Raw genomic sequence first — 24,480 nt, 5'->3', positions numbered from 1 at the left:
GTCATGTTGCACCAGTGTTGCGTCTGACTAGCCGATCAGCTCCGCGGCGATAGCCGACACGACCGCCGCGTCAGTCGCTGCCGCCTCGAATAGGTGGCCGTATGTGTCGAACGTAAGCTGGATGGACGCGTGCCCGAGCCACGTCTGGATTCGCTTAGGATCGGTGCCGCGCTCGATCCACATCGACGCAGCGGCATGGCGGAGCGCGTGGAAGCCATAGCGCCAGGTCGGCGCGCCCTCCCCGTCCAGTTCAATCACACCAGCGCGCACCTGCAGCGGCCCGAACATGCGCTGGAGCAAGTTAGAATGCGTCTCGATCCTGCCAACGCCATTCGGGAAAGCGAGGCCGAGCTCGGACACCGGGCAAGCGAGCTTCCACCGCTTCAGCTCGGCAACCAGCGGCGCCGGCAACGGGATGGCGCGGCGGCCGGCGGCGGACTTCGGCGAACCGATGACGTTGAAGGCGTCCGCGCGCTGCGACACCGTGAGGCGGCCGGCCTTCAGGTCGACGTCGCTCCAGCGCAGGCCGCGCAGCTCGGACGCGCGTAGGCCCGTGAACACCGCCGTCATGACCAGCGGCCGCTCGCGATCGGATGCGGCCTTCAGGATCGCCCGCAACTCATCCTTCGTGGGTATCTCGACGCGCTCACGATCGCGCTTCGCCCGCTTCACCCGCACGCCAGCGGCCACGTTCTGAGCTACCAGTCCGCGGCGCTGCGCCTCGCCGATCGCGGAGCTGAGCGCGCGCAAGATCATGACGGCCATCGCCTTGCCGCGCGTCTCGACGATCGTGTCGGCGAACGCCTCGACATGGGGGCGCGTCAGGCGGCTAAGCTTCTCCTCGCCGATCAGCGGGCAGATGTGGAGGCGCGCGCGGGCACGGTAGCCCTGCAGCGTGCTTTCCTCGAGCCCGTCGGCGACCGCTCGCTCGATCCAAAGCTCGCAGGCCTTCGCGACCGTGATCGACTGCGAGTCCGGCGTGTGCGTGCCCTGCGAGACGTGCCAGCTCGCCTGGGTTGCCCATGCCTCCGCGTCGCGCTTTCGGGCAAACTGCTTCGCGCGTCGCTTGCCCGCGCTGTCACGGTAGTCGACCAGCCAGGCCGTGTTCGCTGCGCCATCAGCGCCGGTCCAGCTACGCTTCCGGATCGATGCCATCTGCCACCCTCCAATCGAATGATGCGGCCCACGCCAGCAGCGCGTCTGCGAAAGCTGCGATGGTGGTCACGCCGGTTAGCTCCAGGCGCACCGCAGCTTCCCAGATCAGGTGCGTGAGGTTGAGGATCACCCAGCGCCGGCCGCCCTTTCCAACTTCGCTCAGCACGTAAGCCGATGCGCCGCAGAGCACTTTGCGCAGCACCGGATCATCCAGCTCGCCCGAGCTTCCCGGATTAGACAGGTCGGCGAGCACCGTCGGATCAAAGGCAAGGTAGAAGTCGTCCTTGTCGTCGACCGTCCGCTCTCGGGTCAAATGCCGGCTGCAGAAGCCGGCGGCCTGCACTACGACGTACCCGTCAGATCGCAGCAGGCCAATTGCGCGTTCAGGCGTGAGCCCCAGCTGCAGCAGGTCAAAGGCGATCAGCAACGATAGCAGCGGTCCGATCCCGTACCCGGCAGGCCGCCCGCTTCCCGTATTCACACCGTCGGGGAACCCGAGCCGCTTAAGGTGCTTCAGCCTCGCCCGAAGCGCCGTTCGGCCAGTTGGCGAGATGGCGTGCAGCTCCGCCAAAAGGGCCTCAACCGCACTATACTGCAGCGTAAAGGACGGGGGTGCCTGCTCCATAAGGCTAAACGCTTATCTTTGCTCTTGACGGTAATCAATCGGAATACGAGCAGGATAAGGATTAATCCTTGTCGGAGGCGCGCGATGACGCTCACTGAAGATCTGCTGACCGGGGCTGATGCGGCCGCGGAGTTCCTGGGACTTCGGCCTCGCCAGGTCTATCGATTGGTTGAAGAGGGCCACCTGCCCGTTGTTCGCAAAGGTCGGATGCTCTTCTTTCGCAAGAGCGAGCTTGAGCGCGCCTTCACGTCGGCGGCCTAGTGCTCCCGAGCTACCCCTTCGTCGACCAGGCGCCGCAACCGATCGGCGCGGGCTTCACCGTGGCGTTCCGGTACGCTGGCGGCGAGATCGAAGCAGACTGGAAGCCGCAGATGCCTGATGCGCTGCGAGGCCAGATGCTGCGCCGCTACCGCCGCGCGCGCCAAGCCTTCCTGAGCAATGTCAGCTCCGAGATCGGCGGCACTGTTCTTTGCGTGGAATGCTGACGCGTGGACTTCGAGGACGTCGAGCGCGAGCACGGAGGCGAAGCGGTCCGCCGCGCGATCGCCGGCGCTGATTATTTGGGTCGATCGACCGCGGCGAAAGCCGAACGGTGGACGCTGCCGATCATCGACACGACGCGCTGGAGCGCCGAGCCGCCAGAGCGGCGCTGGATCGTGCCAGGATGGCTGGCGCGCGGCACCGGGTGCCTGTTCGTAGGCGAGGCGGGCGTCGGCAAGTCGCTGCTCGCACAGCAGCTGGTGACGGCTGTGGCGGCCGGAAAGCGGTTCCTGGGGCTCGAGACTGTGCAGGTCCCGACGCTCTACGTGACGTGCGAGGACAGCGACGACGAGCTGCACCGCCGGCAGCAGCCCATCAACGAGGCCGTCGGGATCAACAGGCTGGCGGCGCCTGCCGCCCTGTCGTCGCTGGCCGGCCACACCGACACGGCGCTCGGCGCCCTCGACGGTGAGGGGCGCTTTCAGCTGTCTCCCGTGTTCGACGGGATCACCGCCGCCGCGAAGCAGCACGGCGCCGGTCTGATCGCACTCGACAACGTGGCGCACCTGTTCGCGGGCAACGAGAACGCGCGGCGCGACGTCGCGGCGTTCTGCTCGGCGCTCGACCGCATGGCGATCGACTGCGACGCGACCGTGATCGCACTCGCTCACCCGGCGAAAACAGAAGGATCGGAGTTCTCAGGCTCGACCGGCTGGAGCGCGCACGTCCGGCAACGCTGGTTCATGGAGCGGCCCAAGGATGCGCTCGACCGCGACGCTCGCGTGCTGCGCAAGAGCAAGAGCAACTATGCGTCGAGCGGCGATGAGATCGCCTTCCGCTGGCACCAGTGGGCGTTCGTGCGGGACGCCGATCTGCCCGACGATCAGCGCGCGGAGATCGCCGCCAACATCCAGGCCGGGCACGAGAACGAGCGGTTCCTCGCCTGCCTGGAGAAGGCCACGGAGGAACGGCGTGCGACGTCGCCTAACCGCACCGCGTCCAACTACGCTCCGCGCGTGTTCGCGGCCATGACGATCGGCAAGGGCGTCTCTGAAGCAGGCTTTGCGGCAGCACTCGAAAGACTGCTGCACCTGGGCACAATCCGCAACGGCGAGCGCGTTTATCAGCGCGACAATCGGGCGTGGGTGACGGGTCTGGCGCTTGCACCAACCCTTGCACCAACCCCCGCACAAACCCTTGCACGCGAGCGCACCGAAACTGTCGCCGCCCTGAGAGACGAGCCTGCACCAACCTGCACGCACTCACCCCCTCCCTACTACGTAGGGGAAGGCGGGGCCGCTGACGGCCCCCCGCCATCCCTTCGGCTGTACGTCAACGACGCGCCGACGGACGTGGGGGGAGGATGAAAGTCCGCAGCCGTAACCTCGGACACCGACGCCCACATTCGCGCTCAATTAGTTTCGCTACATCGGAGAGCCGCATGACCCGGCGCACCCCCTCGCCTCGCCTGACCAGCATAGCAGTGACAGCTCGGCTCGACGGATCGTTCCGCGTCGCTGTGTTCCCTCGCGATCCAGCGGACATGTCGACGATGCCGCAGGACTTCCTGAGCCACCGCGAGGCCCTGACCTATGCCGAGCGGCTGAGCGCCCGCACCGGCTGGCACACCGTGGACCGGGTGCAGTGAAGGGGGGGGATCAAAGTTTGCAGCCTCGCCCCGGCAGGACCGACGCCCCTCCTCTCTTCAATCGCAAACACAGTTTCTCGCCCCCGCGCGCGCCCGCGCGAGACCACAGGAGATCCACATGACCAAGCCGACCGACCAGCAGATCACGCGCAGCGCCCTCGCACATGCCGAGTTCATGGAAACAGCGCAGCGCCTCTCCCGCGAAGGCTTCGGATCGGCCGAGATCGTCGCCGGCGCGGCGGCGCTGATCGCCGACCTGATCGGCCAGGCCAGCAACACCGCAACGGTGTCCGCTTACTTCTACGGGCTCGCGAAGCAGGCGGCTATCGCGGCCGGCGGCGAGATGGGGTTCAAACTGGGGGATTGAGATTCCCGCTCTGTTCCGCTATGCTACGTCCCGTTGACCGCCTGCGATGGGCGCGAAACACCAATCATCCCGCCTGCGATGGGCGCCGATTGGCTGATCCGGGACCAGTCTCCCACGACAGCTAAGGTGCGCCTTATGGACTTCGCGGCTTCCCCGCTGAACATCAAATCGCTGAACGATAGCGGCCACATCGAAGGGCTGCTGAGCGGGTTCAACAACATCGACAGTCACGGCGACACGGTGCGCCCTGGCGCCTTCACCAAGTCGCTTGCCGGGCGGGGCGAGCGGCCGCTCCCCATGCTGCTCCACCACGACATGCGCCGGCCGATCGGCGCCTGGAAGTCGTGGAAGGAGACGGCGGAGGGCCTGTACGTCGCCGGCGAGATGACGCTTGCCGCGACCGACGCGCGGGAAGCATACGCGCTGGCGAAGGCGGGCGCGCTCACCGGCCTCTCGATCGGCTTCACCACCAAGCGGGCGAACCCCCTGCAGCAGACCGGCGGCGCGGAGCTGATCGAGGTCGACCTGATGGAGGGCAGCCTCGTCACAATTCCGAGCAACCCGAAGACGCACGTCGCCGCGGTCAAGTCGATCGCTGGCGCTCGCGACATCGAAGACATGCTGCGCGAGGGCGGCCTTTCCAGCCGGCAGGCGAAGGCGGCGGCGTCCGCGGCCTGGCGCACGATCAACAACAGCAACGAGGCGGACGCGGCGGCCAAGGCGGTGCTCGACGCCTCCGCTGCGCGCATCCGCAACATGGCGACCAAGCAGAGCGAACCTTTCTGGAATCCACAGAGCGAGGCGCGTCGCCTCGCCGAGACGAGGGACTTGAACCGATGAACATGCTGACGAAGGACTTCACCGACGCGGTGGAGAAGCAGTTTAGCGTCCTGGGCAAGGACGTGCAGGAGGCGCTGGTCGCGGCCAAGACGGCTGAGGCGATCGCACTTGAGCTGGCGCAGAAGGCCGATGCCTACCGCGGGTCGGACGGCAGCCACGTCGAAACGTGGGGCGAGCAGTTCTCGAGCGCGCCCGAGCTGAAGTCGTTCGCCGACGATCACTCGCGCCCCGGCCGCTTCCGCATGGAAGTGAAGCAGACGCTCACCACCGCCAGCAACTCGGCGGGCGCGCTGAGCGAGCCCTACCGCGATGGGCTGGTGACGCTGCCGCAGCGCCGCCTGATGGTCCGCAACCTGCTCCCCGTCGTGCAGATCAGCACCGGCTCGATCGAGTACCCGAAGCAGACCACCCGCACGAACGCGGCGAACACGGTGGCGGAGGGCAACCTGAAGCCGGAGAGCGCCTATGCGTTCACGCTCACCTCGCTCACGCCCAAGGTGATCGCCCACTGGGTGCCGGCCTCGCGCCAGATCCTCGAGGATGTGCCGCAGCTCAAGGGCATCATCGACAGCGAGCTGCTGCACGGCCTGGCGCTCAAGGAGGATGCGCAGATCCTCATGGGTGACGGCACGGGCGAGAACCTGAGCGGCCTCATCACAAACGCGACCGCCTACTCGGCGCCGGTGACGGTCACGAGCCCCAACATGCTCGATCAGATCGCGCTGGCGATCCTGCAGACGACCCTGGCGGATTACACGCCCACCGGGATTGTGATGCACCCGAGCGACTGGATGCGCATCCGCCTGCTGAAGGACGGCGACGGCAAGTACCTGCTCGGCGACCCGGGCGCGAACGTGCCCGCGGTGCTGTTCGGCCTACCGGTGGTGGCGACCACTTCCATGACGGTCGACAAGTTCCTGGTCGGCGACTTCCGCGCCGCGGCGACGCTCTACGACCGCTGGACCCCGCGCGTGGAGGTGTCGACCGAGCACGCCGACTTCTTCACCCGCAACCTGGTCGCGATCCTGGCGGAGGAGCGCATCGCTCTCGCCGTCAAGAACGCGCTGGCGCTCACCTACGGGGACTTCGGCAATGTCGCGTAACGTCACGGTGCGCGCTGTCCGGCCGCACGACACCGCCGACGGGCTGAGGCAGCCGGGCGACGAGTACGAGCGGCCGGAGGCCGAAGCCAAGGCGCTCGCCGCTCAGGGCGTCGTTACGATCACGAAGGCGACCCGCAAGCCTCAGGAATAGGTGCCCTCTCCCCCCGGCACCTGGGGGCGGTCGGAAACTCTGGAACGCCAATGTTCCCGGACCGACCTCCCCGAAAGTTCGCACGCCTGCAAATGAAAGTTCGACCCCATGGCCGACATACAGCGCCGCATCGACGCAGTGAACGCGACTAGAGAGCATTTTGAGGGGCGCCCGTTTTCCTGGGGAACCACGGATTGCGCCAAGGTGGCAGTGTTCCACCTACGCCAGCTCGGCAAGGTGCCGCCGTTCGGGCTCGCGAAGGCTGGGCCGTACAAGACAGCGCTAGGGGCCAAGCGGGCGCTAAAGCGGGCTGGTCACGCGTCTCTCGCCGCTGCGCTCGACAGCGTTGGCCTGCCGCGGATTGCGCCGGCCTACAGCCTGCCTGGAGATCTAGTCATCAACCCCGGCGCGGACGGGTGGGAAGCGCTTGCGGTCTATGCGGGAAACGGAGCGATCCTGACCTTCCACGAGCACGCGGAGTGCCTAGCGATGGTGCGCGTCGCTGATCCGAACAACATGCAAGTATGGAGGGCCGAGTGGCCAAAGCACTAGGAACCGTTGGCGCCGTGCTCGGCGCTGCCGCTCTGGTGGTCGGCGGCATCGCAACCTTGAACCCAGGCCTGATTGCCGGCGGCGCGAAGATCGCCGCCCTGTTAAGCGTGGGTGCGACGATCGCAAACACTGGCGCGGCTATTCCCGCCAAGCGCCCCACCGGACGATTCCGCTTCCTGGAGATCGAGAATGACCGCGATGAACGCCTGGCGCTCGGACAAAGCCGCCTACCTGATGACGGACACCGCGATCGTCGACACGACGACGGGCAAGATCACTGCCTTCACGCCCAAGACCACCACCGTGTCGGCGCGCGACTGGCACGCAGCGATCGGGGTCACAGGCCGGCTGTTCCCCGGCGACTTGCAGTTGGAGCTGTCCAAGCTGCAGCTGCATAGTTTCGCCGAGCTGATCGCAGCGCTGCCGCCGATCCTCCAGGCGATTGAGGACGGGTTGCCCGACGAGGGCCGACCGCCGCTAGGACTGGTGATCGCAAGTTGGACGCCGGACGAAGGGCCGGCGGTGCGATGCCTGGCGAACGTCGGGGAGGGCGTGCTTTTCCCGAACGGCTACCCGGCGGGTCGCGTCTGCTTGATCGACTATTGGCTGACCGGCAATGCCGACCACCCGGCGCTGATGACGGCCGGTAAGGTCGAGAACCCTGATGACGGTGACGCGATCGCCGCCGAGATCATCGCCGCGCAGCGAGCCGAGCCGTTTGCCGAGATTGGCTGTCACGCCGTCGGCGGTGCCGCCTACGTGTCGCGTGTGGGCGAGATCGGCATTGCCACATGGCAGGTGGCGGAGTGGCCGGAGGATCGCGTCGGCGAGCGGATCGCGGCTTAAGGTTGAGTGACGGCAGCTGCGCTAAAGACGGCCAGCTCGATGGCTTGCTCCCGCACCACCTTCACGATGCGCCAGCGCCTGAAGGTGGTCTGAGCCCCGGGCGGAGGCTCTGCCGATGACGCGATCGGAACAGGATTGCGCATCATGAACGAACTAGCGTCTTTCTTCTGCCCCATGAGACTGACGCCGACGGTGTGGTGGACAATTGAGCCAAGACTCGCTTTTCCGAACGCAACAGAGTTCGGATCGACCTCGATCGACACCCCCTCATAGAGGGCACCGCGCCAGTCACCCGGGCGGACCTGGCGCATGACCTCAAATGCGAAGTCGCCATCAAGGAAGATGGCCTGGTCATCAGCAACCAGGATCTTGGTGCCGTCATCTTCCGACACGAACAGCGCTGGTTGTTCGAAGTTCGGGAGATCAGCGAGATCGACGGAGCGAGTCAGCTCGGCGGGCAGGTAGGTCATGGTTGCAGGGTAGCGGCCGCTGTGGCCGGCGCATAGTCGCGCAGCGCCTTATCGCGCTGGTGACGACGCTGGAGCAGATGGCTGGCGCGGGCGGTGGTGCTCGACGGGTTGGAGCAAGGGCTGGCGCAGCTGCGGGCGGACGCGGCGGTGCGGCACTGAGTCCTACGTCGCTTTTGCCTCAAGTGCCTGGCGACACGCCGAAGCCGTACCGGACCAGCGTGGCACCGTACCGGTTGAGAGCATAAACGTCGCCTCCATCAGCGGCGCCGGCCGCGTCCCAGCGCCCTTCATCCTCGCCGTCCTTGTCCAGAAAGCCGATAGAATATAGGGTGTTGTAGAGAGTTTGGTTAGGTGCGCCGGTGCCGCGCTGAAACGACTTCAAGAGCTCCAAGTCAGTATAGTAGGCGCGTAGCACCATAGAAGAGACACGGCGCCACTCGGATGTAGTCAGATCACCTCGAACATGTGCCGCGGCTAGCCGGCCGAGGAGTGGTACTTTCTCGAACTCATCAACTTTCTCGAGCATCAGCATGATGGAAGCGCCAAAGCGATCTCGACTTTCGGCAGTTGATAGCTGTTCCGAGGCGAACTTCTGCCGTTCGTCAGTATTCGTTTGCGCATCAACAGCGGCTATCATGACTGATACCTTACGCTGGTAAAGGTACTCTGACGCCTCTCGGGCGGCCTTAAACGCCCCGTGCAGCAGTCCGAGGACCGGGACACTGCTAGCAGCACCTTCGATTACGGCGGCTAAGCCGGTGTCTCCGGCGGTCACAAGTAGGTTTATGCCTTCGGAGGCAGGCGAAACTTTGGCGTCAGTCTCGAGGATTTCACGGCGAGCCTCCGCGCGCTCTTTCTCGTTCGTCATCCCGTCATGCTGCACCGGATCGCCGACGGGCGGAAGCCTTCAGCGATAAAGCTTTGGCGGTGGCGAGTTCGGCGCGTACACGTTGCCCTCTCCCTGTGGGCGACAGCCTAGAGCCTGGAAGAGATCGGGGCCGTCGGGACGGCGCGGGCGGGCGCTCAGCATGTCGCGCTGAATTGCGAGGCAGCGGCGATCATTTGCCCCGTCACGTAGAAGGGGCGGCAGCGAGGGAGTAAGCGCAAGAGCCGAGAGGCCGAGTGCGACAACTGCGATCAGATTGCTTGTTCGAGCAGCCTCTCGCGCGCCCCGCCTAGCGAGCTCACGGTCTAAGGCTATCGGCCGCCAGGGTTCGACTCCGGTCGCACCACGATCGCCAAGTTGTCGATCAAAGGCAGAATCTGACAACCGCCGCAAGATCCACGCATCACCGGTCGGCTCGAAGTGCTCTGGGCTTTCGTTCAATCGGCGTAGTGTCTGCACACGATACGCACGACGACGCGACTGCTGGATCAGCCAAACCATGCCGCCATGCTGCACCAGAAAAGCGGCTCGCGAAAGCGTCCCCCTTGGCGGAGGATGCTTGCGCTGACGAGTCAAGATCGGCAATGTGCTCGCTGGGTGTGAGAACCCGGACCAGCGATAGCGATCGACCCGGTTGGCGCCGGGACCGATCGTGAGAGCGAGCTTGGCGGCTCGCCGTGCGGAGCCCTTGGCGGGGCGACCGACTTCGGCTTCGTAGCCGGGGGCGGCGCGTCATGTCCAGAGCACTCGTGCTTAAAAGCCGTCGACCTGTCTCGCTGGCAGGTTCTCACCCCCCGGCGACCGCCCGACGCGGTCAAGGCTGTGAGAAGCCGAACCAGCGAGTACCAACCATGTTTCATGACACCACCTTTCCGCCTCCGGACGGCCGGCTGGCGCAGTTCGCGCGCATTGTTGCGGCGCTCGACCGACAGACCGCCGAGGGCGCCGTCGAGCTGCTGATCGCGCGCCTGGACGCCGAGGACGGCGACACGGACCTCGAGGAAACGGGCGCCGAGGACAGCTTTGTGGAGCACCTCGCCAGTGGCCCCGGCTGCCCGGTGAGCGATCCTGACTGCGCGATCGAGGACGATCCCGCGGGATTCGACCCCGAGGATGATTGCTGCGCCGCTGGCGACGATATGGTTGCGGCCGGCCCTGTGGTCGAGCGCGGGCGCTGGCTCGACGGCGCCTCCGACTGGCAGCGACAGTGGCGCGCCGGGCTGCACATCGGCGACGAGGACGATGCCGAGCACGACTACCGGCGACTTGAGCACGCCTGACCACCCCTGCCCCGCGGTGCGATCGCGGGGCTTCCCATGTCGCATCCATGTTGCACGGAGTCGCCGAGAGCCGAACGGAAACGGCGGAAAAGCGAGGAAATCAGGAGCAACACGACGCAACACGACATTGGCGCCAATGCGTCCATCGTTTGTCGCTAAGCGATTGTGCCGCAACGATTTTCGGTGGTGCCGCCTACAGGACTCGAACCTGTGACCCCCGCATTACGAATGCGATGCTCTACCAGCTGAGCTAAGGCGGCCCGGCCGCGGTTGCACCGCGGTGAGGCGGCGGCGCTTAGCAGCGTGTCGGGGCGGGCGCAAGCGGCGCTGCACCACCTGGCCCCTTTACGCCGTGTTTACCACGCGCGTGCACAAGGAGCCATGGACGGGGCGTGCGCAGCTCCGATGGTTATGTTGAGGACCCGACCAGATGGATACCGCCCAGGGCATCGATGACCGCACCGGTTCGGCCGGCCCCGACTATCTGGACGGGGCGGTCAGCGACGTTGCGATCGATGTCGGCGGCGACGAGCGGCGGATGCATGTCCGCGCGTACAATCATTGGGTGTCGCTGCTGCAGGGTCGCGCCTATCCCTCGATCGAAGACCTCGATCCGGCGAGCATCTCCGACTTCGGACCGCACAGCGTGCTGCTCGACTTCAGCGACGGGATCGAGGATCCGCGCATCCAATTCCTCGGCCGTCAGCTGCGTGACGAATGCGGGATCGATGCGGGGATCACCCGCATAGCGGAGGTTCCCAGCCGCTCGCTGCTGTCGCGCCTGACCGACCATTACCTGCAGATCATCGCCAACCGCGCGCCGATCGGGTTCGAGGCCGAGTTCATCGGCACCCGCGGGCACAACACGCTGTACCGCGGCATCTTGATGCCCTTCTCGTCCAACGAGGACACGATCGACTTCATCTACGGTGTCATCAACTGGAAGGAACTGGTGGACGCCGCGACCGAGCAGAAGCTACACGCCGATCTCGCCGCTGCCCGCCGGGCGCTATCGCCGGCCGCCACTGCGCCCGTCTGGGCGGACGGCCCGGGGTCGAGCTTCGTGGATGAGACGCCAGATCCCGTACCTGCGCTGGACGAGGGCGCGACGCTGCACCAGCGGCTCCACGCCGCCCGCGAGAGTGCGCAGGCGTTCGCCGCGAGTGAGGGCCGCAGTCGAAGCGCGCTCTACGGGGCGCTCGCGCAGGCGCATGGTCTGGCCTGTGCCGTGGCGGATGATGCGGAAGGGTATGAGATCCTGCTGGCGGGTGCCGGCCTTACCGCACAGAAGCGCGCGCCGATGACGCCGATCGCCAAGCTCGTGTTCGGCGCCGACTATGACAAGACCCGCCTGACCGAGTTCGCCGCGGTGCTGACGCATGCCGCCCGGCACGAGGTCGGCGCGGCGAACCTCGTCGCCTATCTCGACGCCTTTCCCGGCGGCATCAAGGGTGTGGTCGGCGCCGAGCGCGCCCTACGCCGCCCGGCCAAGCCGACCACCGACTGGGACGCCATCGCCGCCGAGCTGCGCGCGCGTGCCCCGCTGGCCCATGTGCCGGTCGCGCATGAGGGCGACAGCGAGTTCGTGGTGCTGCTCGCCCGCAAGGACGGACAGGGTGCGCTCGACGTCGTCGCCTGTGTTGCGGACGACAAGGTGCTGACCGAGCGCACGGTGCGCCGCGCGGCGGCATAATCTACCTACGGAGCCACCGGATCGGGCCCGTGCTGACGTCCAGGGAGCCATTGCCTTTCGCCGGCTGCCGGCTAGCGTCGCGGCGATGCAATCCCCGTCCAACCATCACCGGCTGCGATCGATCCTGGGCGGGTCGACTGGCAACCTGGTCGAATGGTACGATTGGTATGCCTATTCGGCCTTCGCGCTGATCTTCGCGCCGCACTTCTTTCCCGCCGGCGATACCACTGCGCAGCTGCTGAACACGGCCGCGGTGTTCGCCGTCGGCTTCCTCATGCGGCCGATCGGCGGCTGGGTGATGGGCGTCTATGCCGACCGGCACGGGCGCAAGGCCGGGCTGACCCTGTCGGTCACGCTGATGTGCTCGGGTTCGCTGCTCATCGCGGTGGCACCCGGCTATGCTGAGGTCGGTGTGCTCGCCCCGGTGCTGCTGGTGATCGCGCGGCTGACGCAGGGGCTGTCCGTCGGCGGCGAATATGGCGCGAGTGCGACCTACCTGTCCGAGATGGCGGGCAAGCACCACCGCGGCTTCTTCTCCAGCTTCCAATACGTCACGCTGATCTCCGGGCAGCTCATCGCGCAGCTCGTCCTGCTGCTGCTCACCGCCGTGCTCTCGCGCGAAGCGCTTGCCGCCTGGGGCTGGCGGATACCCTTCGCGGTCGGCGCGATGCTCGCCGTGGTCGTTTTCTGGATTCGTCGCCGCATCGCGGAGACCGACAGCTTCGAGCGCCGCGACACGGGACACCGATCTAGCTTCGCCGCGCTCATCACGCGCCACCCGCGCGAGGCGGTGACGGTTGTGCTGATGACGGCGGGCGGCACCCTCGCCTTCTACGCCTACTCGATCTACCTGCAGAAATTCCTGGTCAACACCAGCGGCTTCTCCGTATCCGCCGCGACCGCGATCAGCGCGGCCGCGTTGTTTGTCTTTATGCTGCTTCAGCCGGTCGCCGGGGCACTGAGCGATCGGGTCGGGCGCAAGCCGCTGATGGTCGGGTTCGGCGTCGCGGGCGTGCTGCTGACCTACCCGATCTTCAGCACGCTGGAGAGCGTAAGGAGCCCCGCCGCCGCCTTCGCGCTGATGCTCGCCGCGCTGGTGATCGTCACCGGCTACACGGCGATCAACGCGGTCGTGAAGGCCGAGCTGTTCCCCGCCCACATCCGTGCGCTCGGCGTTGCCCTGCCCTATGCAATCGCCAACGCCGTGTTCGGCGGCACCGCCGAATATGTGGCGCTGTGGTTCAAGCAGGCGGGGTGGGAACGCGGCTTCTACTGGTACGTGACGGCGCTGATCGCGGTGTCGCTCGTCACCTACCTGCGCATGCGCGACACCCGCACCCACAGCCGCATCGTCGAGGATTGAGGGTGCACGAGCGCTATCGTTTCGGCCCCTTCACCCTCGACATGGCCGAGCGATCGCTGCGCGAGAGCGGGCGGGTGGTCGAGGTGAGCGGCCGCTACCTCGACGCGCTCGCGTTGCTGGTGCGCGAAGGCGGCGCGCTCGTCACCAAGGACCGCTTCATGGCGGAGGTGTGGCGCGGCGTGCCCGTCACGGACGAGGCGCTGACCCAGGCGATCCGCAGTCTCCGCCGCGCGCTCGGCGACGACGTCGCCGCGCCGCGGTTCATCGCGACGGTGCCCAAGCACGGCTACCGGTTCGTGGCGGCGGTCGACGCACCGGACCGGGAGCCGTCGGCGGGGACGGCGCATGGTCGCTGGCGGCGAACGCTGCTGCTCGGCGGCGCGGGAACAATCGGCGCCGGCATGGCCGGCCTCATCGGTGGGCTGATCTATGGTATCGCCGCGACCGCGCAGCCGCTCGCGCCCGGGCTCGGCGCGGCGTCGGTGCTGCTGGTGCTGGTCTGCCTGACCGAGCTGGTGGCGCTGGTCGGCGGTGCCGGGGTGGCTTTGGGCATCGCAGTTGCGCGGCGGGCATCCGCGCCGTCGTGGCGCTGGGCGCCGCTCGGCGGTGCGGCAGGCGGGCTGATCGTCGGCGGCCTGACTAAGCTGCTGGGTCTCGATGCCTTCAATCTCATTCTCGGGCGCTCGCCGGGCGACATGACCGGCGCCGGAGAGGGACTGCTGCTGGGCGCTGCGGTCGGCACGGGCGGCTGGCTGGCAAGCCGCGCCTCGTCAAACCTGCGGGTGCGCGTCGCGGTCGCGGCCCTTGTTGGCAGCGCGGCTGGCGCGATCATCCCCCAGTTCGGCGGCCGACTCATGGCCGGGAGCCTCGACCTGCTTGCGCAATCCTTCCCTTCGCGACTGCTCGTCGATCACTGGGGGGCGCTGGTCGGGGAGCGCGGCTTCGGGCCGCTGACCGCCTCGCTGACCGGAGCGCTGGAGGGCGGGCTGTTCGCCGGCTGCCTGATCGGCGGAATGCTGCTCGCCGAGCGTCAGCTGGTTTCGGACGAGCCAAGCGCCGTCCACCAGTCCGCGTAAGGCGTGTTGACGATCTTGCGCCGGTTGAAGTCGGGCGCCCCGTCGCTCCACCACGCCGGCCCGCGCTCGCCGAGCGCTTCCGTCGCCGCCTGCACGCGTCCGCGCGCCGCCCGGGTCGCCTCCGCATCGCTGCTCCGCCCGATCTCGCGCCGGGCAGCCATCAGCGCCTTGACCAGTGTGTCACGCTCTTCGGGCGAGAGGTCCGGCCGCGCCGCGCGCCACAGTACGCCGTCTACGACGATGTAGCGACCGTCAGGGGTAAGCGGCGGGGCGCTCAGTACCCGCCCTGCGCGTTGCCGTCGGCACCCGGTGCGATCCCCATCTCCGCCAGCGGCTCGTTGGTGGTGTTGGCGAGCGGCGTGTCCGTCATGTTCGCCACCACCTCCGGCTTGGGAGCGCCGACCGCGGTGACCGCCGGCTCCTTGCTGGTCAGGTTGAACACGGCAGACGCGATGCCGATCAGCACCAGAACCGCCAGCAGCCCGGTAAGCGCCACGCGCACGCGCTGGATCGATTGTGAAGGTTCCGAAGGACGCGGCATTATCACTGTGGCCGGAATGTAACGATTGTGACCGCCGCTGTCGACCCGCCGCCCTCCACCAGCGATCAAGCGTGGGCGAGCCATGGGTGGACGGACAGCCCCTTCGCACGCAGCCAGTCGGCGTTGTAGAGCGTCGACAGGTAGCGGAACCCGGTATCGCACAGGATCGTCGCGATCCGCTTGCCGGGACCCAGCGCCTGCGCCAGCCGCACGGCGCCCGCGACGTTGATCCCGGACGACAGTCCCAGGCACAGTCCCTCCTGCGCCAGCAGGCGGCGAACCCACTCCAGCCCTTCCTCGTCGCCGATCCGAAACTGGGTGTCGACGGGCGCGCCCTCCAGGTTGGCGGTGATCCGTCCCTGGCCGATACCCTCGGCGACCGACGATCCCTCGGCATGGAGTTCGCCGTCGGCGTAGTAGCCGTAGAGTGCCGCGCCGTGCGGGTCGCTCAGCGCGATGCACACGTCCGGGTCCTTCGCCTTCAGTCCGAGGCCGACGCCGGCCAGCGTGCCCCCGGTGCCGACCGCACAGGTGAAGCCGTCGATCCGCCCTTCCATCTGCGCCCAGATCTCCTCGGCGGTGCCGGTGATATGGGCGCGGCGGTTGGCGATGTTGTCGAACTGGTTCGCCCACACCGCGTTGGATGTCTCCTCCGCGATCCGGCGGCTGGTGTGCACGAAATGGCCGGGATTGCTGTACGGGGCCGCCGGCACCAGCACCAGCTCGGCACCGAGCGCGCGCAGCGTGTCCATCTTCTCGCGGCTCTGGGTCTCAGGCATGACGATGATCGTCCTGTAGCCCTTGGCATTGGCGACCAGCGCCAAACCGATACCGGTATTGCCGGCCGTACCCTCGACAAAGGTGCCGCCGGGCTGGATCAGCCCGCGCGCCTCCGCATCCTCGACGATCGAGAGCGCCGCCCTGTCCTTGACGCTCGCGCCGGGATTGGCGAACTCGCACTTGCCGAAGATTTCGCACCCTGTCGCCTCGCTCGGACCCTTCAGGCGGACGAGCGGCGTGTTGCCGATCAGGGCGAGCGTATCGGTGGCTGGATGCATGGCGGCTACATGGCGCTGCGTGCTCGCCCCCGCAAGCAAAGCGAAACTACGCCGCCGGCAAGCCCGCGCGAGCGAGATGCGGGCCGAGTCGGCCGGTCAGCCACAGGAAGAACATCCGGTAATCGCTGCCGAGGCTCCACAACGGGTAGGTGAAGGTCGCCGGACGATTGCGCTCGACCCCGAAGTGCGCCGCCCAGGCGAAGCCGTAGCCGGCGAGCGGGATTGCCGCCCACCACCAGCCGCCCGACCCGATCGCGACCGCGAGAAAGACAAAGGTGAGCGCCGTTCCCACATAATGAATCGCGCGGGTCGAGCCCTTGGAATGCTCGCGCAGATAGTGCGGCCAGAAGTCGGCGTAGCGGGTGATCGTGCGCGCCATGGACGGTGATGCTACGCCGGCCTTCGTGACGGTCAAGCACTCCTTCCCGCCCGTAACCGACGCGCGCACCCGTGTGCTGGTGTGCGGCAGTCTGCCGGGCGAGGCGTCGCTTCGGGCCGCACGCTACTACGCGCATCCGCAGAACCAGTTCTGGCGGCTGACAGGGGCGGTGATCGACCTTGATCTCGCCTCGCTCGACTATGCGGAGCGCCTCGCGGCCTTGCTCGCCCACGGCATCGGGCTTTGGGACGTGGTTGCCTCCGCGACTCGGATCGGCAGCAGCGACGCGGCGATCCGTGCTGCCGCACCGAACGACCTGCCGGCGTTTGCGGTGACGCTGCCCTCGCTCCGCGCCGTTGGCTTCAACGGTGGCACGGCGCTGCGCCTCGGCCGCGCGCAGCTCGGCAAGGACACACGGTACGCTGTGGTCGCCCTGCCTTCCTCCAGCCCGCTGCACACGATCCCGTTCTCCGCCAAGCTGCCGGCGTGGCTCAGCTTGCGCGCCCATCTCGACGGCGGGCGCGGGGACGCTAAGCTGGCCCCATGATCCGCTGCCTGCTTCCCCTCGCCGCGCTGCTTGCCAGCCCTGCCGTCGCGCAATCGGTCGATCCCGCCCGTTTGTCGGCCGACGTCCGGACGCTCGCCTCCGACGAGTTCGGCGGCCGCGCACCCGGAACGCCGGGCGAGACGAAGACGGTCGAGTGGCTGGTCGCCCGGCTGAAGGCGCTGAAGCTCCAGCCGGGCGGGCCGAACGGCCAATGGACCCAGGATGTCCCTTTGGTCCGCACCCGGCTGACCGGCGGCACGATCGACATCGGCGGCGCCGCGCTGGAGCGTGGACGCGACGTGTACGTCAGCACCGTCCGGCCCGTCGACCGCGTCCGGATCGACGCTGCCCCGCTGGTGTTCGTCGGCTACGGCGTGTCCGCACCCGAGCGGGGCTGGGACGATTTCAAGGGCGTCGACCTCACCGGCAAGGTCGCGGTGTTCCTGGTCAACGATCCCGATTTCGAGGCCGTTGTCGGTGACGACGCCAGCGGCAAGTTCGGCGGTACCCGCATGACGTACTACGGACGCTGGACCTACAAGTTCGAGGAGGCGGCCAGACGGGGCGCCATCGCGGCGCTGATCGTCCACGACACGCCGGGCGCGGGCTATGGCTGGAACACCGTCACCGCCCCCGGCGGCGAGAACTACGACATCGCGCGACCCGAGCCGAACGACCGCGTGCTGCTGCAGGGCTGGCTGGAGGGAGCGGCGGCCACGCGACTGTTTGCGGCCGCCGGCCTCGACCTGGCCCGGCTGCGCGTCGAGGCGCGATCCGCCGGCTTCCGTCCGCGTGCGCTCAGCGGCCAGACGCTCACCACCGATCTGGCGGCGACGTGCTCGCGCTCGGTCAGCCGGAACGTGCTCGCACGCCTCCCCGGGCGGAGCCGCCCGGACGAAGTGGTCATGTTCGGCGCCCACTGGGACGCCTATGGCAGCGGTACACCGGATGCGCAGGGTCGCACGATCCGCCCCGGCGCCAACGACGATGCGCTCGGCGTTGCGGGCCTGCTTGAGCTCGCCCGGCTGTTCGGCGCCGCACCCGCGCCGGCGCGCAGCCTTGTTTTCGCGTTCTGGACGGGGGAGGAGCGCGGGTTGATCGGATCGGAGCATTATGCCGCCAACCCGGTCTATCCGGCGGCGAGCACGGTTGCGAACCTGACGCTCGACATTCTCAACACCGGCGGTCCATCGCGCGACGTGCTGTTGGTCGGAAACGGCCAGAACGGCCTTGAGGACCTGCTGGGAACGGCCGCCGCGGCGCAGGGTCGCCGCGTGATGCCGGAGGCGCTGCCCGAACGCGGGCTGTTCTACCGCGCCGATCACTTCTCACTGGCGCGGCGGGGCGTGCCAACGCTGCTGCTGATGGCGATCAGCGGCGCGCCCGATCTGGTGAGCGGCGGGCGCGCGGCGGGCGAGGCATGGCTGCGCGACTACATGACCTGCTATCACCAGACCTGCGACGCCTGGACACCTGCGCTGGATTTCCGCGGTGCAGCGCAGGACGTGGGCTTGGTTCACGCGGTCGCCGGCCGCCTGGCAGCCGGCAGCGACTGGCCGGAGTGGAAGGCGGAATCGGAGTTCCGTGCCGTGCGCGAGGCGTCGCGGGTACGATGATCGAGGCTGAGCTCGGCGTACAAAGGCAATGCCGTGTAACCAACCCGCTTGACCGGCAATGCTGCATACGCGAAGTGCGGAACCGCTATGATCACCCGCATCCTCCCCGCCGCCGCGGCACTTGCGCTGCTCTCGCTCACCGCCTGCGGCTCGTCCCAGCCGGAGGAGGTCGACACCCGCGCGCCCGATCCGCTTGCCGAAAAGCTGAAGAATGCCGCCCCGGTCGAGCTGCCGCCGGCGGTGAAGGCCAGCGTGACCTTCCGCTGCCAGCCTGGCAACAGCCTGATCTACGTCGACTTCTTCGACGGCGAGAAGCAGGCAAACCTGCGTACGGAGAAGGGCGGCACGCTGACCCAGCTGACCGCGTCGGCGGCCGGCGAGGCCTATACGGGCGGCGGTTACACGGTGAAGGGCACGCCCACGTCGGTCGAGTACACCGCGCCGGGCAAGAGCGCGCTCAGCTGCAAGGCCTGAGACGAGTCCCACTCCTAGCTTCTCGGGGCCGGCGGCGCGATCCGCCGGCCCCTGTCGTCTGTGCCGTATGAGTCGGCCAACCGCGCCCTTTACCGAGACGCTCGATCCCGACCTGCTGCTGCGCGCCTATGCGATGGGGCTGTTTCCCATGGCGGACGCGCGCACGGCGGACGGCGTGTTCTGGGTCGAACCGCGGCAGCGCGCGGTGCTGCCGCTCGACGGGTTCCGCTTGTCGCGCCGATTGCGCCGGCGGATCGCCTCCGATTGCTTCCGGGTGACCGCCGACCAGGCGTTTGATCAGGTCATCGCGCTCTGTGCCGAGGCGACCGCCGACCGACCGGACACCTGGATCAACACCAGCATCGAGCAGGTCTTCCGGACGCTTCATCGACGCGGTTTCGCCCACTCGATCGAGGTCTGGGCCGACGACCGCCTGGTCGGCGGTCTCTACGGCCTGGCACTTGGTCGTGCCTTCTTCGGTGAGAGCATGTTCAGTCGCGCCACCGACGCGTCGAAGGTCGCGCTCGCCTGGCTGGTCGCGCGGCTGCGCGTCGGCGGCTTCGCTCTTCTCGATTGCCAGTTCCAGACCGACCACCTTGCCTCGCTGGGCGCGGTGGAGATCGACCGGGCGGCCTACAGCGTGCTGTTGGCGGCGGCGCTCGGCGACGGGGTCGCCGGACTGCTGTCCGGCTCGGCCGTGGTCGACGGAGCCTTCGAGGCTCTGGACGACCTGCGCGTCGGCGGCGTGGCGGGCACCACCTCCGTGTCCGCACCCGTGGACGGAAAGGTCATCGCGCAGCTCTTGGGCCAGACATCGTAGACCGGGTGCTGGACGACGTTGAGTGCCGGCCGCTCGCGGAAGGTCCAGCCGGAGAAGGCCCGCCGCCAGCGCCCGTCGCTCTGGCGCACGTCAAGCTGCAGAAACGCGCCCGTCAGCTGTTCTTCTTCCCAGGGCGCGGTTCGCTCACAGGCACGCAGCCGCACGATCGTGTCGCCAACACGGAATGCCTGACCCGGTTTCATCACGATCTCGCGTGCCTGGCCGTTGCGCTTGTTGAGGTGGCCGATGACGGCGACACGCTCGCCCATCGGCGTCTCACCCGCCACTGCGGCAGCGCGCGGAGCACTCGCGACGGTGTGCGCGGCGCGAGGCACGGGCATGGTGGTCGCGGAAGCGGCGGTCGGCGGCGGAGTGCGGCCGATCCAATCCGGGCGCAGGCGCTCGATCGCGAACCAGCCTCCGCCGAGTGCCACGAGCAGCAGGACGCACCCCGCGAGCCAGCGCGGGAGCGACCTCATTCGCCCGGGGTCCACGCCTCATAGTCGCCGGTCGCGGAGGCGCGCTGTCCGCCCTTCTCCAGCGCGCCGGAGGGCCGATAGGCAAGCGGCGTTCCGGTAAGGTTCGGCACCGCCGGCTTCTGCCAGCGCCGCTCGGGCGGCAATGCCCGATCCGGCACGTCGTCGATCTGGTGGGTAAGCCAGCTGAACCACTCGGGCGGGACCCGGCTGGTGTCGTTCGCCCCGGCGTAGATCACCCAACGCCGCGGCCGCCCCGCGGTGTCGGAGCCGCCCTGGAAGTAGACGTTGCCGAGCGCGTCCTCCCCCACCCGACCTTTGCCGCGCAGGCCGAACCAGGTGCCGATGGTGGCGCCGTTCCACCAGGTGAAGGGATTGAGGTTGATGCCCATGGGCGACGCGATTAGCCGAGCCGCAGGGCGCTGCCAAGGCGGCGTAGTGCCCGATCCATGCTCACTTCGGCCAGCTCACCCGGTCGCCCTCGGCAATCCCGAGCTCGGCCGCGCGTCCTCCCAGGATTTCGAGCACCGCCGCCACGGGCTCGCGGCTCGGGACCGGTGTCTCGCTGAACGGCACGGTGTTCTCCGCGATCGTCGCGATGGTCCCGTCCGCGCGAATGAAGATGATGTCCAGCGCGCTTGGCGTGTTCTTCATCCAGAAGCTTGCCTCACGCGGCGGGCCGCCCTCCGGCGGATAGGGCGCGAAGATCATGCCGCCGTCGCGGGCGATGTCGGTCCGGAACATGAGCCCGCGCTGCTGCTCCGCAGGAGTCTTGGCCACCTCGACGAGGAACCGGTGAGTGCCGCCCGAGGAGGTGATCGTCACCGGCACCTTGCCGACCGTCGCCGCGGCAGTCGCCGTGCTCCCGCCCGAGCAGCCTGCCGCTGACAGCAGCAGGACCGCCGCGGCGGCGGCGTGGCCGAGGGCGTTTAGCATCCGCATGTCAAACATCCTTCTCGATCGCGACCGCCAGCGGCCCCTTGCCGCCGTCGACGATCCTGGCTCTCAGCGGTTCCTCCGGGTCAACCTCCTCGATGCCCGCGCGCCGCAGCGTTTCCATGTGCACGAAGATGTCGCCGCTGTCGTCCGGCCGCACCAGAAACCCATAGCCCTTCAGGCGATTGAACCACTTGACCGTGACCGGCTCGAACGGCCCTGCCTGATCCACCATGCGCAGCCGGTCGGCACGATCACCGCCACCAGGCGGACGGGCGCGCGGCGGCTCCACTGCGTCGCTCAGATCGATCGAGAGGATACGCGTCGCCTGAACGCCGCGGTCGCGTCGGACCGCCTCGCACACCACCCGCGCACCTTCCGGCAGGCTACGGCGGCCATGGTCGTTGAGGACGGAGAAATGAAGCAGGATGTCGCCGACTTCCGGATCGTCGGCCACGACGAAGCCGAAGCCGCGCGTCATGTCGAACCACTTCACTGTACCGGCGTAGGCGACGGCGGGTACGACACCGTCCACCCCGGGCACCCCGACAGGCGCGACCGGGCGATCGGCGTCGCCATCTCCATCGCGCAACTCGCTACGCATACTGCTCGAAACCCCCGTGCGGCGCACTATTACAGCAGCAACCGGTCATGCAAAGACTCAAGATAGGGAGAGTCCCGCTTGATCCGCATCGTCGCCGTCGAGGGCTCCTGGCTCAAGTGCCAGCAGTCGGCGCGCAAGCGCCATGTCATGCCCCGCGCGCAGAAAGGCAGCCAATGCCTTCTGACGACTAGCCGGGTCAAGCGGCGTGCGCGCAAACGGCCCGAGCCGTTTGCGGCGGGCGAAAGCGACCGCGCTGGTGACGGCACCGTCCGCTACGATGCTTTCCGCCGGACCCAGGTCGGCGCCCGCGATCCCGGCGGCACGCAGCGCTCCCGCAACCCGGCGCGCGCCGTACCCGCGTCTCGTCATCGCCGCTGCACGACTTTCGGCGAAGCCGCGATCATCGACGTAGCCGCGTTCCGCGAAGCGTCCGACCAGCTCGTCGAGCGCCGGCGGCTCCGCAGCGTCCCAGCCGCGCTCCCGGAGCTTGCGGGTCAGGTAAGCGTACAACTTGCCCCGCGTGGTGGCGTAGCGCTCAACATAGCGGAGGGCCAATCGCTCGAGCGCGGCCGCGTCGAGCGGAGGAGCAGGGCGTCGAGACTGGGGCATCTGCCATGATTGTGCCACAGTGGTAACCAATTTTGAACGTGTGCAGGTTGCACGGCCCAGCTTTTCTCCGATGGAGCGAAGACGCGGGTCCAAGCGTCTCCGTGCGATCAGGGGCAGAGGATCGAATGGCGATTGAGATGACGGACCCGAACGCAGCGACGCTGCAGCCAACTCCGACCGGCGACAGCCTGCCGCGCCGGTTTTCCGATTTTGGAACGCTTGGCGAGGCACTCGACTATGCCGCGACCGGCAGCCGAGGCTTCAATTTCCATGACGCGCGCGGCACTCTGATCAAATCCTATCCTTATCGCACCCTGCGTGAGGACGCACGCGCGCAAGCCTTTCGCCTGCTTGCAATGGGGGTGGAGCCCGGCCAGCGGGTCGCGCTGATCGCCGAGACCGGCGCCGAGTTCGCGTCGCTGTTCTTTGGCGCGATCTACGCCGGTGCCTGGCCGGTGCCCTTGCCGCTTCCGACGAGCTTCGGCGGTGCGCAGTCGTACATCGATCAGCTTCGGGTCCAGCTCGACAGCTGTGACCCGGTGATGCTCATCTTTCCCGCGTCGCTCGAGCAGATGGCAGGTGAGGCGGCGCGGTTGGCCGGCATTGCGGGGCACTCGTGGGACGCGCTTGCAGGCAACGACGCGCCGGAGGTTCCGCTTCCCGCACTGCAACCCGACGACACCGCCTACCTGCAGTATTCCAGCGGCTCGACCCGGTTTCCACACGGGGTTGCGATCACGCACCGGGCACTGCTCAACAACCTGGCGGCGCATGCCCATGGCATGCAGCTCGAGGCGGAGGATCGCTGCGTCAGCTGGCTGCCCTGGTACCATGACATGGGGCTGGTCGGCTGCATGCTGTCCGTTGTCGCCAACCAGGTATCGACCGATTACCTGAAAACGGAAGATTTCGCCCGCCGCCCGCTCGCCTGGCTCGACCTGATCAGCCGCAATCAGGGCACCACCCTCTCCTACTCGCCGACCTTTGGGTACGACATCTGCGCGCGCCGCATGTCGAGCCAGACGCGCGCGTCCGACCGGTTCGACCTGTCGCGCTGGCGTGTCGCGGGTAACGGCGCCGACATGATCCGCCCCGACGTCATGCAGAGCTTCGTTGACGCGTTCGGGGATGCGGGCTTCTCCGCCAGCGCCTTCCTGCCGTCCTATGGGCTTGCGGAGGCGACGCTCGCCGTCTCGATCATGCCGCCGGGCGAAGGCATCGTCGTTGAGCTGGTCGAGGAGACGCAGCTCTCCGGCGTGGCGGCCGGCGAGGACCGCCCGCAGCGGTTTCGCGCGATCGTGAACTGCGGCAGGCCGGTGCGCGACATGGCGGTCGAGATCCGCGAGGAAGACGGAACGCCCCTGCCCGAACGCGCCGTCGGTAAGGTGTGGTGCAAGGGCCCGTCGCTGATGACCGGTTATTTCCGCGACCCGGAGGCGACCGCCGCCTGCATGGCCGACGGCTGGCTCGACACCGGCGACATGGGCTACCTCTCGGACGGCTACCTCTACATCGTCGGCCGTGCCAAGGACATGATCATCGTCAACGGCCGCAATCATTGGCCGCAGGACATCGAGTGGGCGGTGGAGCAGCTCCCCGGCTTCAAGCAGGGTGACATCGCCGCCTTCGCCATCACTACTCCGGGTGGCGAGGAGACGCCGGCGGTGCTGGTTCAGTGCCGCACGAGCGACGGCGCCGAGCGCGTGCGGCTACGCGACGCGATCCGGGAGCGGGTGCGCGCGGTGACCGGCATGAACTGCGTGATCGAGCTGGTGCCACCGCGCACGCTGCCGCGGACCAGTTCGGGCAAGCTCAGCCGCGCCAAGGCGCGCAACCTGTACCTCAATGGTGAGATCAAGCCATATGCGGTCGCCGCCTGAGTTCG

31 protein-coding genes, 1 tRNA gene and 1 pseudogene are annotated in these 24,480 nt (G+C 67.9%); 19 read left to right on the top strand and 14 right to left on the bottom strand.

The window, feature by feature from the left end; genetic code table 11:
- Positions 1 to 27 precede the first annotated feature (27 nt).
- On the bottom strand, positions 28 to 1,155 hold the full coding sequence (locus CRO12_RS16980; RefSeq protein ID WP_097065197.1) for a tyrosine-type recombinase/integrase: 1,128 nt from the start codon (positions 1,153 to 1,155) through the stop codon (positions 28 to 30).
- The gene (locus CRO12_RS16975) at positions 1,133 to 1,582 is read right to left on the bottom strand and encodes a hypothetical protein (protein ID WP_097065196.1); all 450 of its coding nucleotides are present in this window, start codon (positions 1,580 to 1,582) and stop codon (positions 1,133 to 1,135) included. Before CRO12_RS16975 ends, CRO12_RS16980 begins: the two co-directional genes overlap by 23 nt.
- A 282-nt stretch (positions 1,583 to 1,864) precedes the next feature.
- Here CRO12_RS16975 and CRO12_RS16970 point away from each other — a divergent pair, with 282 nt between their 5' ends.
- The 10 genes from CRO12_RS16970 to CRO12_RS16935 all read left to right on the top strand — a co-directional run bounded on the left by CRO12_RS16970 (position 1,865) and on the right by CRO12_RS16935 (position 7,767).
- A complete protein-coding gene (locus CRO12_RS16970) occupies positions 1,865 to 2,041 on the top strand; it encodes a helix-turn-helix domain-containing protein (protein ID WP_097065195.1) in 177 nt (58 codons plus the stop codon).
- Complete coding sequence (locus CRO12_RS16965; RefSeq protein ID WP_097065194.1) at positions 2,041 to 2,265, top strand: hypothetical protein; 225 nt, start codon at positions 2,041 to 2,043, stop codon at positions 2,263 to 2,265. Before CRO12_RS16970 ends, CRO12_RS16965 begins: the two co-directional genes overlap by 1 nt.
- A gap of 3 nt (positions 2,266 to 2,268) precedes the next feature.
- A complete protein-coding gene (locus CRO12_RS16960) occupies positions 2,269 to 3,627 on the top strand; it encodes an AAA family ATPase (protein WP_097065193.1) in 1,359 nt (452 codons plus the stop codon).
- Between the two features lie 74 nt (positions 3,628 to 3,701).
- The gene (locus tag CRO12_RS17800) at positions 3,702 to 3,908 is read left to right on the top strand and encodes a hypothetical protein (protein ID WP_144033628.1); all 207 of its coding nucleotides are present in this window, start codon (positions 3,702 to 3,704) and stop codon (positions 3,906 to 3,908) included.
- Between the two features lie 118 nt (positions 3,909 to 4,026).
- Positions 4,027 to 4,275: a hypothetical protein gene (locus CRO12_RS16955; RefSeq protein ID WP_097065192.1), complete on the top strand. Its 249-nt coding sequence runs from the start codon at positions 4,027 to 4,029 to the stop codon at positions 4,273 to 4,275.
- Between the two features lie 135 nt (positions 4,276 to 4,410).
- Entirely contained in the window at positions 4,411 to 5,115 is a 705-nt protein-coding gene (locus tag CRO12_RS16950) for an HK97 family phage prohead protease (protein WP_179641085.1), read from the top strand.
- Entirely contained in the window at positions 5,112 to 6,218 is a 1,107-nt protein-coding gene (locus tag CRO12_RS16945; protein ID WP_097065190.1) for a phage major capsid protein, read from the top strand. Before CRO12_RS16950 ends, CRO12_RS16945 begins: the two co-directional genes overlap by 4 nt.
- Entirely contained in the window at positions 6,208 to 6,369 is a 162-nt protein-coding gene (locus CRO12_RS18080) for a hypothetical protein (protein WP_179641084.1), read from the top strand. Before CRO12_RS16945 ends, CRO12_RS18080 begins: the two co-directional genes overlap by 11 nt.
- A 108-nt stretch (positions 6,370 to 6,477) precedes the next feature.
- Entirely contained in the window at positions 6,478 to 6,921 is a 444-nt protein-coding gene (locus CRO12_RS16940) for a DUF6950 family protein (protein WP_179641083.1), read from the top strand.
- Between the two features lie 189 nt (positions 6,922 to 7,110).
- Complete coding sequence (locus tag CRO12_RS16935; RefSeq protein ID WP_097065189.1) at positions 7,111 to 7,767, top strand: hypothetical protein; 657 nt, start codon at positions 7,111 to 7,113, stop codon at positions 7,765 to 7,767.
- Here CRO12_RS16935 and CRO12_RS16930 read toward each other — a convergent pair.
- The gene (locus CRO12_RS16930; RefSeq protein ID WP_097065188.1) at positions 7,764 to 8,237 is read right to left on the bottom strand and encodes a hypothetical protein; all 474 of its coding nucleotides are present in this window, start codon (positions 8,235 to 8,237) and stop codon (positions 7,764 to 7,766) included. The two genes, CRO12_RS16935 and CRO12_RS16930, sit on opposite strands and share 4 nt — an antisense overlap.
- A gap of 178 nt (positions 8,238 to 8,415) precedes the next feature.
- Positions 8,416 to 9,105 carry a hypothetical protein gene (locus CRO12_RS16925; RefSeq protein ID WP_144033627.1) on the bottom strand — a complete coding sequence of 230 codons (690 nt, stop codon included), beginning with the start codon at positions 9,103 to 9,105 and terminating at the stop codon, positions 8,416 to 8,418.
- An 869-nt stretch (positions 9,106 to 9,974) separates the two neighbouring features.
- On the opposite strand from CRO12_RS16925, the gene CRO12_RS16920 reads away from it, so the two are divergent.
- On the top strand, positions 9,975 to 10,403 hold the full coding sequence (locus tag CRO12_RS16920; RefSeq protein ID WP_097065186.1) for a hypothetical protein: 429 nt from the start codon (positions 9,975 to 9,977) through the stop codon (positions 10,401 to 10,403).
- 184 nt (positions 10,404 to 10,587) lie between these two features.
- Here the strand turns inward: CRO12_RS16920 and CRO12_RS16915 are convergent.
- Positions 10,588 to 10,663, bottom strand: a tRNA-Thr gene (locus CRO12_RS16915).
- Positions 10,664 to 10,833: 170 nt separating this feature from the next.
- Between CRO12_RS16915 and CRO12_RS16910 the strand changes: the two genes are divergently transcribed.
- From CRO12_RS16910 to CRO12_RS16900, 3 genes are all read left to right on the top strand, one after another.
- Positions 10,834 to 12,096 (top strand): PAS domain-containing protein, encoded by a 1,263-nt coding sequence (locus CRO12_RS16910; RefSeq protein ID WP_097065185.1) that lies wholly within the window; start codon positions 10,834 to 10,836, stop codon positions 12,094 to 12,096.
- Positions 12,097 to 12,181: 85 nt separating this feature from the next.
- The gene (locus CRO12_RS16905; protein ID WP_097065184.1) at positions 12,182 to 13,459 is read left to right on the top strand and encodes an MFS transporter; all 1,278 of its coding nucleotides are present in this window, start codon (positions 12,182 to 12,184) and stop codon (positions 13,457 to 13,459) included.
- A 2-nt stretch (positions 13,460 to 13,461) separates the two neighbouring features.
- The gene (locus CRO12_RS16900) at positions 13,462 to 14,535 is read left to right on the top strand and encodes a winged helix-turn-helix domain-containing protein (RefSeq protein WP_097065183.1); all 1,074 of its coding nucleotides are present in this window, start codon (positions 13,462 to 13,464) and stop codon (positions 14,533 to 14,535) included.
- Here the strand turns inward: CRO12_RS16900 and CRO12_RS18500 are convergent.
- The 4 genes from CRO12_RS18500 to CRO12_RS16880 all read right to left on the bottom strand — a co-directional run bounded on the left by CRO12_RS18500 (position 14,490) and on the right by CRO12_RS16880 (position 16,513).
- On the bottom strand, positions 14,490 to 14,696 hold the full coding sequence (locus CRO12_RS18500) for a hypothetical protein (protein ID WP_342747252.1): 207 nt from the start codon (positions 14,694 to 14,696) through the stop codon (positions 14,490 to 14,492). The two genes, CRO12_RS16900 and CRO12_RS18500, sit on opposite strands and share 46 nt — an antisense overlap.
- A 113-nt stretch (positions 14,697 to 14,809) precedes the next feature.
- The gene (locus CRO12_RS16890) at positions 14,810 to 15,037 is read right to left on the bottom strand and encodes a hypothetical protein (RefSeq protein WP_245858592.1); all 228 of its coding nucleotides are present in this window, start codon (positions 15,035 to 15,037) and stop codon (positions 14,810 to 14,812) included.
- Positions 15,038 to 15,141: 104 nt separating this feature from the next.
- Positions 15,142 to 16,134, bottom strand: a complete 993-nt coding sequence (locus tag CRO12_RS16885; RefSeq protein ID WP_097065181.1) for a cysteine synthase A — start codon at positions 16,132 to 16,134, stop codon at positions 15,142 to 15,144.
- A 46-nt stretch (positions 16,135 to 16,180) separates the two neighbouring features.
- Complete coding sequence (locus tag CRO12_RS16880; RefSeq protein WP_097065180.1) at positions 16,181 to 16,513, bottom strand: Mpo1-like protein; 333 nt, start codon at positions 16,511 to 16,513, stop codon at positions 16,181 to 16,183.
- Between CRO12_RS16880 and CRO12_RS16875 the strand changes: the two genes are divergently transcribed.
- The 4 genes from CRO12_RS16875 (at position 16,512) to aat (ending at position 19,970) form a co-directional block, all read left to right on the top strand.
- Positions 16,512 to 17,060, top strand: a complete 549-nt coding sequence (locus CRO12_RS16875) for a DNA-deoxyinosine glycosylase (RefSeq protein ID WP_097065179.1) — start codon at positions 16,512 to 16,514, stop codon at positions 17,058 to 17,060. The two genes, CRO12_RS16880 and CRO12_RS16875, sit on opposite strands and share 2 nt — an antisense overlap.
- Positions 17,057 to 18,676, top strand: coding sequence for a M28 family peptidase (locus CRO12_RS16870; protein WP_097065178.1), 1,620 nt, complete (start codon positions 17,057 to 17,059; stop codon positions 18,674 to 18,676). The genes CRO12_RS16875 and CRO12_RS16870 overlap by 4 nt, the downstream gene beginning before the upstream one ends.
- A gap of 87 nt (positions 18,677 to 18,763) precedes the next feature.
- Complete coding sequence (locus CRO12_RS16865; RefSeq protein WP_097065177.1) at positions 18,764 to 19,150, top strand: hypothetical protein; 387 nt, start codon at positions 18,764 to 18,766, stop codon at positions 19,148 to 19,150.
- Between the two features lie 67 nt (positions 19,151 to 19,217).
- Positions 19,218 to 19,970: a leucyl/phenylalanyl-tRNA--protein transferase gene (gene aat / locus CRO12_RS16860; protein ID WP_097065176.1), complete on the top strand. Its 753-nt coding sequence runs from the start codon at positions 19,218 to 19,220 to the stop codon at positions 19,968 to 19,970.
- Positions 19,971 to 20,005: 35 nt separating this feature from the next.
- On the opposite strand, the pseudogene CRO12_RS18415 reads toward aat, so the two are convergent.
- The 5 genes and pseudogenes from CRO12_RS18415 to CRO12_RS16835 all read right to left on the bottom strand — a co-directional run.
- Positions 20,006 to 20,173, bottom strand: a pseudogene (locus tag CRO12_RS18415) (DUF2155 domain-containing protein); the annotation flags it as partial.
- Positions 20,174 to 20,445: 272 nt separating this feature from the next.
- On the bottom strand, positions 20,446 to 20,838 hold the full coding sequence (locus tag CRO12_RS16850) for an NADH:ubiquinone oxidoreductase subunit NDUFA12 (protein WP_097065175.1): 393 nt from the start codon (positions 20,836 to 20,838) through the stop codon (positions 20,446 to 20,448).
- Between the two features lie 61 nt (positions 20,839 to 20,899).
- A complete protein-coding gene (locus CRO12_RS16845) occupies positions 20,900 to 21,382 on the bottom strand; it encodes a DUF192 domain-containing protein (RefSeq protein ID WP_097065247.1) in 483 nt (160 codons plus the stop codon).
- 7 nt (positions 21,383 to 21,389) lie between these two features.
- Positions 21,390 to 21,863 (bottom strand): cold shock domain-containing protein, encoded by a 474-nt coding sequence (locus tag CRO12_RS16840; protein WP_245858598.1) that lies wholly within the window; start codon positions 21,861 to 21,863, stop codon positions 21,390 to 21,392.
- 180 nt (positions 21,864 to 22,043) lie between these two features.
- Positions 22,044 to 22,595, bottom strand: a complete 552-nt coding sequence (locus CRO12_RS16835; protein ID WP_097065173.1) for a regulatory protein RecX — start codon at positions 22,593 to 22,595, stop codon at positions 22,044 to 22,046.
- Positions 22,596 to 22,732: 137 nt separating this feature from the next.
- On the opposite strand from CRO12_RS16835, the gene CRO12_RS16830 reads away from it, so the two are divergent.
- Positions 22,733 to 24,475: a fatty acyl-AMP ligase gene (locus tag CRO12_RS16830; protein WP_245858591.1), complete on the top strand. Its 1,743-nt coding sequence runs from the start codon at positions 22,733 to 22,735 to the stop codon at positions 24,473 to 24,475.
- Positions 24,476 to 24,480: the final 5 nt, after the last annotated feature.

This window comes from Sphingomonas guangdongensis, from assembly GCF_900199185.1.
Classification (GTDB): Bacteria; Pseudomonadota; Alphaproteobacteria; order Sphingomonadales; family Sphingomonadaceae; genus Sphingomonas; species Sphingomonas guangdongensis.
Note: the sequence above shows the minus strand (reverse complement) of the source record. Positions and strands in the feature narration are given on the sequence as shown.

Bases quoted from the DNA above. Each gene is read 5' to 3' on its own strand.
- CRO12_RS16920 (WP_097065186.1), top strand. From the start codon at position 9,975: ATGTTTCATGACACCACCTTTCCGCCTCCGGACGGCCGGCTGGCGCAG.
- CRO12_RS16850 (WP_097065175.1), bottom strand. From the start codon at position 20,838: ATGGGCATCAACCTCAATCCCTTCACCTGGTGGAACGGCGCCACCATC.
- CRO12_RS16905 (WP_097065184.1), top strand. From the start codon at position 12,182: ATGCAATCCCCGTCCAACCATCACCGGCTGCGATCGATCCTGGGCGGG.
- aat (WP_097065176.1), top strand. From the start codon at position 19,218: ATGAGTCGGCCAACCGCGCCCTTTACCGAGACGCTCGATCCCGACCTG.
- CRO12_RS16935 (WP_097065189.1), top strand. From the start codon at position 7,111: ATGACCGCGATGAACGCCTGGCGCTCGGACAAAGCCGCCTACCTGATG.
- CRO12_RS16885 (WP_097065181.1), bottom strand. From the start codon at position 16,134: ATGCATCCAGCCACCGATACGCTCGCCCTGATCGGCAACACGCCGCTC.
- CRO12_RS16875 (WP_097065179.1), top strand. From the start codon at position 16,512: ATGGACGGTGATGCTACGCCGGCCTTCGTGACGGTCAAGCACTCCTTC.
- CRO12_RS16835 (WP_097065173.1), bottom strand. From the start codon at position 22,595: ATGCCCCAGTCTCGACGCCCTGCTCCTCCGCTCGACGCGGCCGCGCTC.
- CRO12_RS16910 (WP_097065185.1), top strand. From the start codon at position 10,834: ATGGATACCGCCCAGGGCATCGATGACCGCACCGGTTCGGCCGGCCCC.
- CRO12_RS16845 (WP_097065247.1), bottom strand. From the start codon at position 21,382: ATGCTAAACGCCCTCGGCCACGCCGCCGCCGCGGCGGTCCTGCTGCTG.
- CRO12_RS18080 (WP_179641084.1), top strand. From the start codon at position 6,208: ATGTCGCGTAACGTCACGGTGCGCGCTGTCCGGCCGCACGACACCGCC.
- CRO12_RS16950 (WP_179641085.1), top strand. From the start codon at position 4,411: ATGGACTTCGCGGCTTCCCCGCTGAACATCAAATCGCTGAACGATAGC.
- CRO12_RS16945 (WP_097065190.1), top strand. From the start codon at position 5,112: ATGAACATGCTGACGAAGGACTTCACCGACGCGGTGGAGAAGCAGTTT.
- CRO12_RS16925 (WP_144033627.1), bottom strand. From the start codon at position 9,105: ATGACGAACGAGAAAGAGCGCGCGGAGGCTCGCCGTGAAATCCTCGAG.
- CRO12_RS18500 (WP_342747252.1), bottom strand. From the start codon at position 14,696: ATGGCTGCCCGGCGCGAGATCGGGCGGAGCAGCGATGCGGAGGCGACC.
- CRO12_RS17800 (WP_144033628.1), top strand. From the start codon at position 3,702: ATGACCCGGCGCACCCCCTCGCCTCGCCTGACCAGCATAGCAGTGACA.
- CRO12_RS16930 (WP_097065188.1), bottom strand. From the start codon at position 8,237: ATGACCTACCTGCCCGCCGAGCTGACTCGCTCCGTCGATCTCGCTGAT.
- CRO12_RS16865 (WP_097065177.1), top strand. From the start codon at position 18,764: ATGATCACCCGCATCCTCCCCGCCGCCGCGGCACTTGCGCTGCTCTCG.
- CRO12_RS16870 (WP_097065178.1), top strand. From the start codon at position 17,057: ATGATCCGCTGCCTGCTTCCCCTCGCCGCGCTGCTTGCCAGCCCTGCC.
- CRO12_RS16840 (WP_245858598.1), bottom strand. From the start codon at position 21,863: ATGACGCGCGGCTTCGGCTTCGTCGTGGCCGACGATCCGGAAGTCGGC.
- CRO12_RS16980 (WP_097065197.1), bottom strand. From the start codon at position 1,155: ATGGCATCGATCCGGAAGCGTAGCTGGACCGGCGCTGATGGCGCAGCG.
- CRO12_RS16830 (WP_245858591.1), top strand. From the start codon at position 22,733: ATGACGGACCCGAACGCAGCGACGCTGCAGCCAACTCCGACCGGCGAC.
- CRO12_RS16955 (WP_097065192.1), top strand. From the start codon at position 4,027: ATGACCAAGCCGACCGACCAGCAGATCACGCGCAGCGCCCTCGCACAT.
- CRO12_RS16970 (WP_097065195.1), top strand. From the start codon at position 1,865: ATGACGCTCACTGAAGATCTGCTGACCGGGGCTGATGCGGCCGCGGAG.
- CRO12_RS16880 (WP_097065180.1), bottom strand. From the start codon at position 16,513: ATGGCGCGCACGATCACCCGCTACGCCGACTTCTGGCCGCACTATCTG.
- CRO12_RS16940 (WP_179641083.1), top strand. From the start codon at position 6,478: ATGGCCGACATACAGCGCCGCATCGACGCAGTGAACGCGACTAGAGAG.